General features: G+C 48.2%; 9 protein-coding genes. All 9 read right to left on the bottom strand.

Features of this window, described 5'->3' with window-relative positions; genetic code table 11:
• Positions 1-58 precede the first annotated feature (58 nt).
• Positions 59-5,275, bottom strand: a complete 5,217-nt coding sequence (locus HMPREF0240_RS24065; protein ID WP_242833353.1) for an alpha-L-fucosidase — start codon at positions 5,273-5,275, stop codon at positions 59-61.
• A gap of 200 nt (positions 5,276-5,475) precedes the next feature.
• On the bottom strand, positions 5,476-7,284 hold the full coding sequence (locus HMPREF0240_RS16905; RefSeq protein WP_009004632.1) for a sugar-binding domain-containing protein: 1,809 nt from the start codon (positions 7,282-7,284) through the stop codon (positions 5,476-5,478).
• Positions 7,285-7,465: 181 nt separating this feature from the next.
• Positions 7,466-9,511 carry a glycoside hydrolase family 13 protein gene (locus tag HMPREF0240_RS16900; RefSeq protein WP_035313918.1) on the bottom strand — a complete coding sequence of 682 codons (2,046 nt, stop codon included), beginning with the start codon at positions 9,509-9,511 and terminating at the stop codon, positions 7,466-7,468.
• A gap of 58 nt (positions 9,512-9,569) precedes the next feature.
• Positions 9,570-11,366 carry an ATP-dependent zinc metalloprotease FtsH gene (gene ftsH, locus HMPREF0240_RS16895; protein ID WP_198137816.1) on the bottom strand — a complete coding sequence of 599 codons (1,797 nt, stop codon included), beginning with the start codon at positions 11,364-11,366 and terminating at the stop codon, positions 9,570-9,572.
• A 40-nt stretch (positions 11,367-11,406) separates the two neighbouring features.
• Entirely contained in the window at positions 11,407-11,934 is a 528-nt protein-coding gene (gene hpt, locus HMPREF0240_RS16890) for a hypoxanthine phosphoribosyltransferase (RefSeq protein WP_035313916.1), read from the bottom strand.
• Positions 11,918-13,294, bottom strand: a complete 1,377-nt coding sequence (gene tilS, locus HMPREF0240_RS16885) for a tRNA lysidine(34) synthetase TilS (RefSeq protein WP_242833352.1) — start codon at positions 13,292-13,294, stop codon at positions 11,918-11,920. Before tilS ends, hpt begins: the two co-directional genes overlap by 17 nt.
• Positions 13,295-13,909: 615 nt before the next feature.
• Entirely contained in the window at positions 13,910-15,310 is a 1,401-nt protein-coding gene (locus HMPREF0240_RS16880) for a SpoIIE family protein phosphatase (RefSeq protein ID WP_009004627.1), read from the bottom strand.
• An 84-nt stretch (positions 15,311-15,394) separates the two neighbouring features.
• The gene (locus HMPREF0240_RS16875; RefSeq protein ID WP_009004626.1) at positions 15,395-15,733 is read right to left on the bottom strand and encodes a septum formation initiator family protein; all 339 of its coding nucleotides are present in this window, start codon (positions 15,731-15,733) and stop codon (positions 15,395-15,397) included.
• Positions 15,734-15,787: 54 nt separating this feature from the next.
• The coding region (gene yabQ / locus HMPREF0240_RS16870) for a spore cortex biosynthesis protein YabQ (protein WP_148486371.1) at positions 15,788-16,102 on the bottom strand (315 nt) is incomplete at its 5' end.

Below are 16,102 nucleotides of genomic sequence, written 5' to 3'. Positions count from 1 at the left end.
TACAAATATAATGGGGCACCAAAAGGTGCCCCATCATTCCCCGGATCTGTATATTAAATTATGACCTTTTCTTTTTACTGATGGTAAGAACTGCTGCTCCTCCTGCCAGCAGGCAGATCATAGCCATCAAAATGATCGGAGCGGTATCCCCGGTCTTCACAGTTTTGTTCTGATTAGACGGAGCGGATGGTTTTGCAGGTTCCGTTTTATTACCATTTCCATTATTCTGGCTGCCGTTATTCTGACCGCCATTATTCTGGCCTCCATTGTTATTTTCCCCAGGCTGCACTTTATCGTCCGTAGCAACCGTAATCATAAACGGAGATAATGATTCCACTGTAATCGTTATCTTACCGTCTTTTACAACGGCTTCCTTCGCCTCAATCTCTCCATCTGCTTTCATGTGATATACAACTGCATTGCGTCCGTTGTATTTCTCATCCACAGTAAAGGTAATTGTAAACGGACCTGTTGCCTCGCCGTTCACAGACAGCTCATATGCCCCCAATGACATCATACCATCTGCGATCTTTGCTTCCATAGCCTTATATGTATCTTCCTGCGCCGGAATTACGGCAACATTCAAAACAGCATCTTTACCAAATGTTCCTTTTATTTCAGTAGGTGGTGTTGTTCCGTTTCCACTATTGGCTACTGTTTCTTTGTTTTCCGTTTCCTGCTGAATCTCCTTCAGCCCCTTGATTGCCGCATCCAGGCTGCTGTAAGCCGCATCAATTGCTTCCTGTTCTGCGTCCTCACTGCCTGCCACAGCTTTTGCTGCATCCAGTGCTGCCTGCAGTGCTTCCAGGGTCTCAGGTGTATACTTGCCTTCTTCCGCCAGCTTACCCTGAGCCGCTGCGATTGCCGCATTCAGCTTTGTTTTATCCGGTTTTGTAATCTCAATTTCTTTCAGGTTGAAGATTGCCTCATTTAAGGCTGTTAGGGCTTCCTGGATCTGATCCTTCGCTGCATCTTCATTTTCTGATACTTCTTTCGCTGCATTCAGTGCCGCCTGCAGCGCTTCCCGCGTCTCCTGCGTATACTTGCCTTCTTCGGAAAGTTTGCTTTCCGCTTTCACGATTGCCTCATTCAGCGCTGTCTTATCCGGCTGTGGAACGCCGATTTCTTCCAGCGCAGAGATTTTCTCAGTTAACGTATCCAGGGCCGTCTTAATCTCTTCCTCTGATGCCTCTTCATTCTCAGCCACGCCTTTTGCTGTATCCAGTGCTGACTGCAGTGCATCCACGGTCTCCTGTGTATACTTGCCTTCCTCTGAGAGCTTCCCTTCCGCCTCTGCAATTGCTGCGTTGAGAGCTGTCTTGTCAGGTTTTGGAACTTCTATTTCTTCGAGTCCTGCGATTGCTTCGTTCAAAGCATCCAGAGCTGTCTTCACTTCTGCCTCAGTTGCTGTCTCATCCTCGGCAGTGTCTTTTGCAGTATCCAGTGCGGTCTGCAGTGCATCCAGCGTTTCCTGGGTATACTTGCCTTCCTCGGCCAGTTTGCCTTCCGCCTCTGTGATTGAAGCATTCAGAGCTGTCTTATCTACTGCTGCTCCACCTTCTTCTTTCAGAACCAGGTCAAACTTGTCCAGCTGAGGCGCATTCTTTGCTCCCGCTGTAAGCACAAGGCTTCCCGCTCCCGCTGTAACCACATTCATTTCAAATGTTTCGGTGTGAGTCGCCCCCGCTGAATCGCTGGCTCCTGCACTCTTTGTTCCAGCTTCGATCTTTCCGCTTTCTTCAACCCAACTGAATCCATTGTTCGGATCACCGCTTCGGAATGTTACCGTAACCTTATACTTTCCTGCTTTTTCCGCAAGATACGGCAGGGTAATCTTATCGCCTGAGTTCATCGCATTGACGAACTTACCGTTGCTCGCCCAGCCTGATGATGATATCTGCAGCGGCCACTGTTCGTTGTCTCCCGTATTGGTCAGAATGAAATGCTCCGCTTCCAGCGCTTTACTTTCATCTGTCACACTCGGAAAGTTATACGGATTGGATGCTGTATAATTATGGAATCCAAAAACAGCTGTGATCGCAGCATCTGCGCTCACTCCGGTAAATGTATAGCTTTCTACGGCCCCTACAGACTCCCCGTTTACAAGTACATCACTGATACTATAGCCCTCTGCCGGCACGATCTCATAGGTCTGGCTGCTGCCTTCTTTGACAGTTGTCTCACCAGCCGGTGAGATTGTTCCGCCCTCACCCTCAACATTTGCTGTGATCTTATAATCGTTCAGGGCAACATCTATCGGCTCGATCACAAGCTTGTCCAGCTGAGGTGATTTCCCTGACGGTCCGGTAAATACCAGGCTGCCGTCCCCGGCTGTATTTACAGTGATTTGGAACTCTGCAGTTTTTGTCACACTTGAATCGCTGCTTCCTACGGATGCTTCGCCACTCTCAATCTTATTGTCCGGCTCGGCCCAGGCCAGCTTATTCGTATCGCTTCCGCTCCTGTACGTGGCTGTTACCTTGTAGGTACCTGTTTTATCTGCTCTATACGGAATTGTAATTGTATCATTTTCATTCAGACAGTTTACATACTTTCCGTTGCTTGCCCAGTCTGCTTCTGAAATCTGCAGCGGCCAGGCCTCATTGTCTCCTGTGTTATGTAATATTGAGAATTCAGCCTCAAGCGTGGAGGAGGCCCCCTCTGTCCACGGGAAAGCAAATGGATCTTCTGCAGAATATGCAGTTCTGAATTGTACTGCTTCTTTCGCTGCCTGCAAAGCATCGTATGCTGTTTTTACCTGAGCATTTGTTGCATCAGCATTATTAACAACTTCCTGTGCAGCTGCGATCTTATTCTGGAGCGTATCCCATCCTGAAACAAGATGTTCCTTCAGGATTTTGCTGCACTCATCAATCAGAGCCGACAGCTTTTCAACTGTAGCGCCTTCTGCATCGATAATTGTAATCTTTGCTTTTCCGTTGAAGCCTACAATTGCGTCGTTGGATGGTTCGGTCAGCTCGATTGTAAAATACTGATCTCCGGTCTTGTTCGTATTTCTTCTTGTCTTAATCTCAGCCTCTGCCTCTGTCTGTCCGTCGGCAAATGTCACTTTAACCGGTTCTGTAACAAAATCATCCTGGATTGCAGTGCCCGGATTCGGCTGTACAAGTGCCTCAACCTCACCTTTGCTTCCACCCACACGGCTGATTTTTACAGAAAGAGTGCTGTCTTCGTTCATTGTATAAGCCGTGTTCTCCAGTTCAAGCTGGCCTGCACCGCCGTTATTCAGCACATAGGCAGCCTCAATTCCGATTGCCTTTGTCTTGACAACGAGCTTAATTGTATGATCCCCATCAGACAGTTCATCGGTTGTATAAATCGTCTGGCCCACGCTTCTGGTTCCCGCGCTAGTATCAATCGTTTCCTGGAACTCACCATCAATGTAAATATCCGCCTGTCCGTGGTTCGGATCTTTGGTACCGATCAAATGAGCCTGTGTCCCATGGAACTGTACAGTAAATTCCGCACCTTTATTCGCCCATTTGTTAGTGCCTTCTACGTACTGTGCTCCACTCTCGCCCGTCCATCCTTGGCCGAATTTAAATCCGGTTCCGTCTGAAACATCCGTATCGGAAATGTCGATCACTTCAATTCCTTCCGGAGCGGTTCCTGCCAGTTCGAATCCGGTGCTTGCTTTATATACACCAACCTCGCTCAGCATCGGCACTGCAGAAGTACCGTCTTTCCCCGGTGAGGATGTCACCGTGATCCTGATCTGGCTTCCTTTAACAGCACCTTTTCTGGAGAGACGTTTTGCTCCAACCGTAGTTCCCTGGTCGAAAGTTTTCCACTCATCACTATCGCCGTTGCGGTATTCTACTTTAAAGCTTTCGATTCTCTGTCCATACTGGATTGCCTCTTCAATGGAGACAACATCAAATGTTTTCGTCTTGCCCAGATCCAGAATTAAACTACCGGTCTGTGTATCATCATTCATTGTCCAATATGTATCATCGTTTCCATCCAGTACATTTGACGGTTTATAAGCCGTGTCATTTCCCCGCACTTCTGAAGCATATACATCTGCATCTGCTGCCAGATTAGTCCGGAAAGTTTCGTCAATATTTTCCCCGAACTCTTTTACGCGGGCCAGGATTGCATCATCCACGCTTCCCTTATCATTAGGAGGGATATTCAGAAGCATAGGTGCATTATGGCCTACAGAGTTAAAATACATTCCGGCCAGGTCAGTGATGCTCTTCGGAGTCTTCTTTTGGTTGCCCCAGAACCATCCGGATGTAATACGGCCGTCACATTCTGGTACCGTCCACTGATTCCCATCTCTGTAACCGATGGTGTAGCCGCCCTGTCCATTGCTGTCAATCCCATTTGTTTCATAATTAACCTTGGATTTGGACCAGGTCTCCTCATTGGCATATCCGTTTTCATTACCAATCCAGCGCACCGTGGTATAGGCTCCAGCTCCGAACAGCATACAGTCTGCATCAAAATCGGCTTTCTTACCTTCATATTCCTGAATGGTACTAAACCATTTGTCAAAGGTATATTCCTGGGCATTTGAACCGCTTCCCTTTGCTCCGTCCATCCATACTTCCACAAAATGTCCGTTATTTCCGTATTTTGGGCTGGAAAGGATCTCTTTCAGCTGGTTATTATAGTACTCGTTATAGTCCAGGTAATCATTCTCTGCCGTCGTTGGATTACCGTCCTTATCATAATATCCATAGCTTGGTTCATGGATATCCCACGGCGACAGGTAAAGCCCCATGTCCAGGTCATACTTCGTACATGCTTCAGATATCTCTGCCAGAATATCCCCCTGACCATCCTTATAGCTTGTCTCAGCCACGTCATAAGTGGTATAATCGCTGGCCCAGATACAGAATCCATCATGATGCTTTGCTGTTACAATTATCTTCTTAAATCCGGCATCTTTTACCGATGTTACAAGTTTTTCCGCGTCAAAATCATCTTCCAGTTTAAATATTTCGTCTGGCGTTTTGTCGCCGTAATTCTCCCCCCACTCAATCTCATTAAAAGTGTTGGGCCCAAAATGGCAGAACGCCGCCAGTTCATCTTTCTGATATTCATACTGATTCGCATCCGGAACTGCTCCCCATGCAGCCGGAGCCTCAGTAGAATTGTCCCCAAGTTCGCTGTTACTGACATAATCAGGGAACTTATCCGCCGCGTGCACAATCCCCGGCGCAATCCCCCCACTGGCCGCCCCAGCAGCCATCAACCCGGCAAGCAAAAACGACACACCTCTACGTTTCATAATTTTTTTTCTCACTTTTCCTCTCCTTTCACCAAACTTTTCTAAAAAAGGTTCAAATCCGGGTGAAGAAATTATAACTTGCCACTCAGCAAAGTTCTATGTAATTAAATACTGTAAAAGGTTAAATTTTTACCATTTATTGGCATTATAATCCTATTTTTACTGAAAAAAGATCAACTTCCCTGATAATTCCATCCAAAATTCCGTCTCCCCTCTCAGATTTTCAACCTCTGGGATGTACAGCGTCCCCCTCCAATCTTCCGAACCTCCCGATCAAAGGTAAACACCCCGTTCACTTCTTCCTCCACATCTGACAGCTGTGTATACACGCTGGCGCAGAGCCCCTCAGGTATCAGTTCTTCCACCTCTTTATCCAATTTTTTATACGCTTTATTGAGAAGCCTTTTATCCGTATATATCCCATACCCATACTGTGTCAGACAGGCACTGTGCCCTTCCTGCCGCAGAGAGTAACCGCCGAATTCAGACAGCACCGTTGCTCGTCTTTTCTCCGGTTTTATCCGGAGTTTGAAGAAATAATTATGCAGGCTCTGCAAGTCGCCGCCGCCCTGGTCGAACCATCCGCTTGCCTGGTCTATCAGGCGGGACGGATCCTGCTTTCTCATAATCTCAGTCATATCTTCTGTCTGGAACTGCCCCCAGCCCTCGTTAAATATAACCCACGCCGCGATACAGGGATGTCCTTTTAACAGCTCCACCGTTTCCTTCATTTCTTTCACAAATTCCAGACGGCCCGCTTTGTTCTGCCTTGCCAGAAACTTCGTATATATGTCTTTAATCTTCCAGTTCCTCCACGACAATACAGTCGCCGCATAAGTTACGAACCACGGCTTATACTTCCCACCGCCGTTTACCATATCCTGCCATACAACCATTCCCATCCTGTCACAGTGATAATACCATCTCTGGGGCTCAATCTTGATATGCTTGCGCATCATGTTAAACCCCGTATCTTTCATGGACTGTATATCAAATATAAATGCTTCATCGGAGGGCGCCGTATAAAGCCCGTCCGGCCAGTACCCCTGGTCCAGCACACCTTTTTGAAACTGCACCTTATGATTCAGGCAGATCCTTGGAATACCGGCTCCTCTATCAGACTCAATCGTAAAAGTCCGCATGGCAAAATAGCTCTCCACACGGTCATCTCCCATTATCACCGTAAAATAGTAAAGATACGGTTCCTCACATGTCCAGGGACACACCTCTGAAAGAGAAACTTCAATCTTCTCACCGGGCATTCCCCATGCATGACCCCAGACCTGCAATTCTTCCATCTCCAGATCCGTCACATCCGAGGGGCTGCACATGGGGCTGTTATAAACCTTTGGCTTTCTGACAAGGATCTCTACAGGAACATCAGCGTCTGCCTTCACGGTGATCCGCACTTTGCCCGCATCAAAATCCGGCTCTGCCTGAACGTTTTGTATATATTTTTCCGGCACTTCCTCCATCCATACCGTCTGCCAGATGCCGCTCTGCGCCGTATAGAACATACCGCCTCTCGCCAGCTTCTGCTTCCCCCTGGCATGATAAGAAGTATCACTCAAATCTTTCACTGCCAGCATAATTTCATTTTCCCCAGGCCGCAGAAACGCTGTGATATCCGCCTCAAAGGGAAGGTATCCACCTGTATGCCGGGCGGCCTGCCTGCCATTGATAAATACAACACAGGACTGATCCACAGCGCCAAAATGCAGCAGTCTTCTGCAGCATCTGTCCTGGGACTGCCCTTCCTGCGAGATCAGAAACATCCGCCGGTACCAGAGATATTCGTCCGGCTGAAGCTGCCTGTCCACCCCGGACAGAACGCTTTCCGGCGAAAACGGAACCAGTATCCGCCCTTCATATTCATCAGGCTTACAAAATTTATTCGTAAAGGCATATTCCCACTCCCCGTTCAGATTCAGATAACTGTCCCTTACCATGAGGGGCCGCGGGTATTCCTTCAACACGTGCTCCCTGTCGAGTGCTCTTCCCCATTTTGTATAGAGCTGTTTCATATGCATCTTCCTTTCAGCATCACACTATGCGCACCGCCGCGATGCCATTTTACGGCCAGACAACTTATCACGGCATATGTATCCCGGAGGATTTTCATTCTAATAAACGGCCTTTATATAAAACAAAAAATCCCTTAGACTATATATTACCACTAATCCAAGAGATTTTCTTCATTCTGCATTAATCTTCATTTTTTGTTCTCATTACAAGTGCGGAATGCCGCCCCATATTCAGCACAACTTCTCCGTTGTGAATCAGATAATCATCCGGTTCCACCGTATAGCCTTCTTCATAAGTGTAGAGCAGCCGCTCCATACGCCCTGTCACAGGCACTTCCGCCAGCCATACCGGTACAGTCACTTCCCGCAGTTCTTTGCTGTTATTGAGGACTACCACAATCTGCTCATGGCTGTCAAACCTGCCGTATGCCAGAATATTATCCGCCCAGCACAGCATCCGCAGCGATCCCTGCCTCAGCGGCTTTTCGTTCTTATGGATGCGGATCATCTCCCTGTGAAAACCAAGCATCTGCATATCTTCTCTCCCCCACGGATATGTCCGCCGGTTATCCGGATCTGTAAATCCACACAGGCTGACCTCATCTCCATAATAAATTGTGGGAGCGCCGATCCATGTCATCTGAATCACAACGGCTTCCCGCATAACTGCATGGTTGACACCTTCCTCCGCGGCTTTTGAGCCAAGATGCTCCATTCTTCCGACGATATGATTGGTCCTGGTCAGAAAACGGGAGTGGTCATGGTTCGAGAGTTCGTTCATCGCCACCTGAAGCGATGGTGTCAGCATCGTCGCCATAAAATGCCGCATTGTTTTTACGAAATTATCTCCATTGCCCCAGAGGTCTGTACGCCGCTCATCGCTGTGTTTCTCCATGCCTGTCAGGAACCAGGTTACGGGCTCCATAAATGCGTCGTAATTCATGACACTGTCCCACTCATCCCCCTGCAGCCATTCCGTCGGATCACCGTAATGTTCCGCAAGAATCAGGGCATCCGGCCTCGCCTTCTTTACTTCCCGTCTGAACCGTTTCCAGAACATATGGTTATACTCATTGCTGTATCCCAGGTCTGCCGCTACATCCAGCCGCCAGCCGTCCACATTGAAGGGCGGGGAAACCCATTTCTTTCCAATATCTATGATGTATTGCTCCAGCAGCGGTGAATCCTCATAGTTCAGCTTAGGCAGTGTATCATGTCCCCACCACCCGTCATACGCATAATTGTACGGCCAGGCAGAGTCGCTTTCGTTAAGAAAATGAAAAAATGAGCGGTAAGGGCTTTCAGAGCTGACAAACGCCCCTTTCTCATACCCTGTCTGCTGCTCATAGATACGTTCTCTGTCCATCCATTTGTTGAAAGAACCGCAGTGGTTGAATACGCCATCCAGGATCACACGCATCCCCCGGCTGTGCATAGCCTCCACAAGCTCGATAAACAGCTGGTTTGATGCCTCCAGATTCACCTTATCCCCGGTACGTTTCTGGTATCTGGTCGCTCCGATGTTATCTGCTGCCCACTCCGGCAGAACCAGTCCCCCGTCTTCTGCAATCTTACCATAGTGCGGATCTATATAGTCATAATCCTGTATATCGTACTTATGGTTTGAGGGCGAAACAAACAGCGGATTAAAATAGATCACCTCCACGCCCAGACCTTCTAAGTAATCCAGCTTATCCATAACCCCCTGCAGATCGCCGCCGTAAAACCTCCGGATATCCATAGCCTGAGGCGGCTGATCCCAGTCAGTCACCTTCTGGCATGGCTCGCCAATATAGATATATTCCCAGTCCTCCACATCGTTGGACTCATCTCCATTACAAAATCTGTCAACAAATATCTGATACATGACAGCCCCTTTTGCCCAATCCGGCGTTGAAAATCCCGGCACAATGACAAAAGCATAAAAGTCCACAATGTCAGCAGCCACACCGCACCGGTTAAAATAACAGATCTCCCCGTCTTTTTTAACCTGAAAGCAGTAAGTAAACGGATCCTTACCGAGCTGCCACTCTATGTCATAATAATCAAACTCTCCCCGGGAGTCTGACTTCTGCATTTTATACCCACCAGTTTTTGTTAAAATACAGACTTCATCTATATCATCTTTTGCTGTTCGAAACCGCAGTTTCACCTTTTCATATTCGTTAGGCTCCCCAGGGATCACATAGCTGGACGTTCCATCACAAAATAGTGCGTCCTTATTCATAAAAACCTCCTTAGGGGCAAGCCCTCCCTCCTCTGGAAGTACTTGCCCCATTTCTCATTTACTCTTCAAAAAGCGCTTCGAACTCGCTTCTGGTAATCTTTTCTTTTTCTAACAGTAGATTAGCACAAGCCTGCAATACAGAGTCGTATTCTTTTAAAATTGCTCTTGCCTTTATATAGCACTCGTCAATGATTCTCTTCACTTCCTCATCAATTGTGCTGGCCACCTTCTCGCCATAGCCTCTTGATGTGTGGCCGAAATCACGCCCGATAAATACTTCATCGCTGTCATTGTCATAGTTGATCAGGCCCAGCCGTTCGGACATACCAAACTTCATAATCATAGAACGTGCAATCGCCGTTGCCTGTTTGATATCCTGGGACGCCCCAGTGGTTATATCGTCAAATACTTCCTCCTCTGCAACACGGCCGCCAAGCGATACTGTAATCTCCTGAAGCATGTGCCCTTTCGTGTTGAACATATCATCATTCTCCGGCAGCGGCATCGTATATCCGCCCGCTCCGCCGGTCGGAACGATTGAAACACTGTAGACCGGCCCCACATCCGGCAGTATATGGAACAGAATCGCATGCCCGGCCTCGTGGAATGCGGTAATCCTGCGCTCTTTGTCTGATACAATACGGCTCTTCTTCTCCGGCCCGATTCCCACTTTGATAAAAGCATGGCGGATATCGGACTGCTGAAGAAATACACGGCCCTCTTTCGCAGACAAAATCGCTGCCTCATTCAGAAGGTTTTCAAGATCCGCACCGGTGAATCCCGATGTCGTCTGTGCAATCTGCTTCAGATCCACGTCGTCTCCCAGTGGTTTATTCTTTGCATGGACTTTCAGAATTTCCTCTCGTCCGCCCACATCCGGACGTCCTACGATTACATTTCTGTCAAATCGCCCGGGCCTTAAAATAGCCGGATCGAGGATATCTTTTCTATTTGTAGCCGCCATCACAATGATGCCTTCGTTCACGCCGAAACCATCCATCTCAACAAGCAGCTGGTTCAATGTCTGCTCCCTCTCATCGTGTCCGCCGCCCAGACCGCTTCCTCTGCGTCTTGCAACGGCATCAATCTCGTCGATGAAAATAATACAGGGGGAGTTCTTCTTGGCATCCTGGAACAGATCACGCACACGGGATGCGCCGACTCCGACAAACATCTCCACAAAGTCTGAACCTGAGATACTGAAGAAAGGAACTCCTGCTTCCCCGGCAACCGCTTTGGCGAGCAAAGTCTTACCTGTTCCCGGAGGTCCCTCGAGCAGCACACCCTTGGGAATTCTGGCCCCCACCTGGATATATTTTTTAGGAGACCTGAGGAAATCCACAATCTCTTCCAGCTCCTCTTTTTCTTCTTTTAAGCCCGCCACATCCGCAAACGTCACTTTCTTGTCTGTATCTGTGGTCATCTTCGCCCGGCTCTTTCCGAAATTCATCGCCTTGGCATTGGCTCCGCCGCCCTGGCGGTTCATGAACATGAAAATCACTGTAATCCCCAGGAATGTTATCAACAGGGGAATCAGAATCGTTGTAAACCATGAATCCTGCGGAACATCCAGCAGCTTATACTCTATCCCCGCTTTATTCAGCATTTCCTGCGTTTTCTCTACATCTGATGTGGTAACCTGTTTTACAGCCCCGCTGTCTTTGATCGTCACAGTCACAACGCCGGTCGGAACGGTCTTATTCTGTTTGATCGTTACATCCTGTACATTTTTATCCTTCACTTCCTGTACAAAGCTCTGGTTTGTCATCTCCTGGTCTTTCACCTGGAATCTGTTTGTAAGCCACAGTGCAAGGAAGACAATCACAATAAATGTAAGAAATGTCGCACCGCCCATGCTTTTATACTTTTTGTTGTTCAATGGTGTGTACTCCTTCCTATTCTACTCCTTCCACCACTCCTATATATGGCAGATTTCTATATTTTTGAGCATAATCCAGTCCGTAGCCTACTACGAACTCGTCCGGTATCTCAAACCCGACGTAATCCACTCGAACTTCCTTCTCTCTTCTCTCCGGCTTATCCAGAAGCGTGCACAGATGCAGGCTCTTTGGATGACGCTGCCTTAAAGTATCCATAAGATAATACAGTGTCCTTCCGGAATCAATGATGTCCTCCACAATAAGGACGTCCTTTCCCTCTATCGACTCATCCAGATCCTTGGCAATACGTACAACACCACTGGATGACGTGCCGTCACCATAGCTGCTTACGCTCATGAAGTCCAGAGATACCGGCACGGTAATCCTCTTGGCAAGTTCGCACATAAAAAATGCACCACCCTTTAATATACAGATTAAATGAACCTGCCGCCCCTCATAGTCTTTGCTGATCTGCTTCCCCATTGCTTCAATTCTTTCATCTACTTCTTTTTCTGATACTAAAACACTAATCTTCTCTGACATCACATTCTTCCTCCGTTACTTTTATCTCCAGTACCCGGTGCGTCTGCCCGGTCACTTGGCAGGCACTGCTCATACGATACCCCAATATCCATATAATCTGCTTATCATCTGCAATCAACGGAACGCAGTCCCGCTCTTTTGACGGTATCTTCTCGTTAATGAAATAGGACTTTATCTTCTGGCTTCGTCCTGCTTTGTCAATCACGATACTGTCCCGTTCCTGTCTGGGCCTGACAATCAGGTCACCTTTTATTATATCATAGTCAAACCATTTCGTGTAGGTTTTTTGGGGTGCTTGTTTTGCCGAAAAATCCCCTGCTTTTTCCAGTATACTACAGCAAATCGTCAGATTTAACCCGGGCAGCCTTGTGATTCCCGGTACATTTAATTCTATGGGGGAGAACCCCTTTTTTTGCACATCATTTTTCTTCTTCAGCACAACTCCGTCATACTCCCTGACGGCCCTCACAGAATAAGGCAGATCTCGACTTTTCCCGGTCTGTTTGTCAAACAATCCTGTAACCGCCTCCACATGCGCCATGGTGATGTCTCTCTCAGCGCCTGCTGCCCTGCCTAAGCATTTTCTGATCAGAAGCCCCTGCAAAACCTGATGGAGACTTCTGTATTCATCCGCATGAATACAAAGCGCACCATCCTCCCGCTCTGCAACGCAGTCCCGGTAAGCCTCCTCTGTCTGAATCTCCATATAATCCTGAAGTCCGCGTATCTGCTCCATAGCCTCATTCATATGGCGCACTGCCTGCGCATTGACCTGTTCCTCCAGAACCGGAATTACCTGATGCCGCAGACGGTTTCTCGTATAGTCATCCTCATCATTCGTCTCATCCCGGCAGTATCCGCAGCCAATTGCCTCGACATACTGTTCGATCTCCCTGCGGTTCAGACATAGCAGCGGGCGGATGATCTTTCCCGCCACCGGCTGAATCCCGCCAAGCCCCTTCAGCCCGGTTCCCCTGGCCAGATTCATAAGAAGCGTCTCCGCATTATCATTCTGATGATGTGCCATGGCTATTTTCGTCCCCCCGCACTCCACAAGAGTCTTCTCAAAAGCCTCCCTGCGCACAACACGTCCGGCCTCCTCAACAGATTGTTTCCGTTTTTTGGAAATTGATTCCACATTTTCACGATAAACCACACATTTTACCCGATGTTCCCTGCAAAGTTCCTGCACAAACTCCTCATCCCGCTTCGCAGCCTCCCCACGGAGCCCATGATTCACATGCACAGCCACGATCTCAATCCCCATCTCCTCCCGCAGCTTCAGAAGCACAAAAAGCAGGCATACCGAATCCGCACCGCCCGATATCCCCGCAATCACTTTATCTCCATTTTCAATCATATGATAAAACTCAATAAACCCATCCACATTTTCCATAGGTAAACTATAACTAATTTTGAGGGGAAATGCAAGGGGAAGTACGCCTGCCTGGAATGGGGAAGAGGATGCCGGGGAAGAACAGCAAAGGGGGGACGGGAAGTGACCCGCTTACGGAGAAGTACTAACACCAAAGGCGCCGCCCGCGAGGGCACGTGCAGCACGCAGCGAGAAAGCCTGATGCTTTCTCGCTGCACTGCACTGGAAAGTGATTTGGAAAATCACTTTCCATCCCTCGCGGACGGCGCCTTTGGTGTAAGTACTTCTAGACCGTGCGCTCTACACTTCCCGTCCCCCCTTTGCTGTTCTTCCCCGGCATCCTCTTCCCCATTCCAGGCAGGCTGCGCTCATCCAGCGGGAGGAAAATTAGTTTGGTGGAGGTTTACTGGGAAGCCAGTGGATCACACCGCCTACGCATGGCGCTAAAATCCCCAGCATAAACTTCTCCATCCAGCACAATCCCGTGCAGCCCGCCACCATCCGCAGCAAAACAGGAGCATGCTACACCCGACACATAACTTCAATCCCCAGCACAATCCCGCGCAGCCCGCACAATCCGCTGCTCCCGCCGTGCTCCCCCTAGCACTCCCAGAGGCCCACTACTAGGACGGTCATGTCATCCATCGGCGCCGCATCCCCATTCCAGTTCAGGACCTGTTCAAGGATATGGTGTGCCATTTCTTTTGGGTTGTTCATGATTGTCCCCTGTATGATGGTTTCTAGCAGGATATCCTGCTCGCCTACAGGGAGGGCGTCCATGATGCCGTCGGTTACCATAATAACGAAATCGCCGTCCTCAAGCTTACGCTTTACAGAATCGATCTCTATGGTGTGAAGTACGCCGATCGGAAGGCTGGTTGAACTTAAGTGTTCTACTTTGTCCTTCTTTTTTATGAAGGTTGAGGATGCTCCTGCTTTGATTAACTCGCAGGTGCCTGTGTATAAGTCAAATACGCTCATATCTATTGTGGAAAAATGTATTTCTTCCCGGCCCATGACCAACGTGGTGTTGATCATCTGGATTGCGGTTTTTTCCGGAAATCCGGCTTCCAGCAGTTCCTCCAGAAGCTCGATGACGAGGGTGCTCTCCCGGCATGCTTTTTCTCCGGAACCCATGCCGTCCGACAGTGCGACTCCCTGGCGGCCGCCGGGTAGCTCCAGCATCATGAAGTTGTCCCCTGAGATCTGACTGCAGCCTTTTCCAATTCTGGCCACACCCTGCAGGGTATAGAAGGCCGGGCCTTCCATGCATACCACGGTGGTGTATTCCCTGCCCAGCATCTGGCAGTGGGCTCCGTCCAGCACGAATCTGCGGCCCATCACTTCTGTGACTCCGCGGACCAGTTCCTTTGTGGTGACGCACTCATTCTGCATGGCGCGCGCAGTTATGTGCACTTCGTATTTCCCCTCGCGGTTCATAAAAAAGTTTGTATACAGAACCCTGATTCCTTTCCTTTTAAGGTGTACGCTGATCTTTTTTTCCAGCCGTTCGTCTGTGAACATGCTGTCCTCCAGCTCTTTTGCCGTGCTGCGGATCATGTCTGCAAATGTATCCATCTGTACGGCGCACCCTTCCCGGCTCTGGGCAATCCGGTTAATCCATATCATGTTCTGTCTTGCCTCATGAAAGGCCTCCAGCATTTCCCGAAGAAATCTTGGCGCCATGACGCACCTCTGCTGCAGTTTTCTTTTCGTCTCCGTGTTCAGCTCATTTCCATAGTTGTCCACTGCCGACAAGATCTCATAACCCATCTGGTAGGTGTGTACAAAATTCTCTCCCCAGCACCAGGAGCATTTTTCGCAGTTTGTGCAGACTTTTCCTTTGACTTTTTCAAACATCTCCTCTATCTCTTCGCTGCTGAATGATTTTTTCTTTTCTTCCAGTTTTAAAAATGTGTGGGACAGCTGCTTCAGGGAATCTGCAAATTTTTCAATCTGGGCCACATAGGGGCTGGAATGCAATACTTGTCCTTCGTCCATGTTTACCCCTCCTATTCTCCGTATATTTTTATACCACGACAAAAGCTCCAGGAATTCTCCTGGAGCTTATCTTTCGTAGTATCGTTATTGAGCCGGTTTAAAAATAATCTCGTTGGGATCAACAAGACCCAGCTTCTCTTCGGCAACTTCTTTTATGTACTCATCTGTTTTTACATACTCTTGGTATTCTTTTATCTCGCCGGCACGCTCTTTCTGCTCGTTAATCTGAGCCTTCAGTTCCGCCTCCTGCCGTTTATAGCTCTTGTTCCTGGCCTGCAGGGTCACTGCATTCACCGTCAGAACGCATCCCAGTAATACTAATATCATAGTAATTACAGCTACACTCCGCCGATGGTAACCAAAACCAGAACTGCGCTTACGGCTCTTCTGCCGCTGCGTTCCTGTTTTTTTCTTATTCGTCATTCATACTCACCCAACTTATAATCTTATTAAACACCCCTGCTTAATAAATCTATTCTATCGGTTTTTCTTCTTTTTTTCAAGGCTTTTCTTTATTTTCCCGGATATTTTTTTCGAAATTGAGAGTATGAAATTCGCCAGTAAAATCCCACATACCACACCTAGTATGAAGAACCATCTGATACTACCATATGTTGTTTTATACATCTGCCGGAACAAATACGCGCTCACTCCGAGCCAATAAAGTAAATCTTCCAGATTTACAATCACAATATGGTGCGGTATCAGGCGCCTCAGCAGCCTGAGTATCTGGTAACTGAAGAGTATCACAATCCCGGACAGCCCCGCGTATAGAAATATAATCGCTTCTTT

Source organism: Clostridium sp. D5, assembly GCF_000190355.1.
GTDB classification, from domain to species: Bacteria; Bacillota; Clostridia; order Lachnospirales; family Lachnospiraceae; genus Faecalicatena; species Faecalicatena fissicatena_A.
Note: the sequence above shows the minus strand (reverse complement) of the source record. Positions and strands in the feature narration are given on the sequence as shown.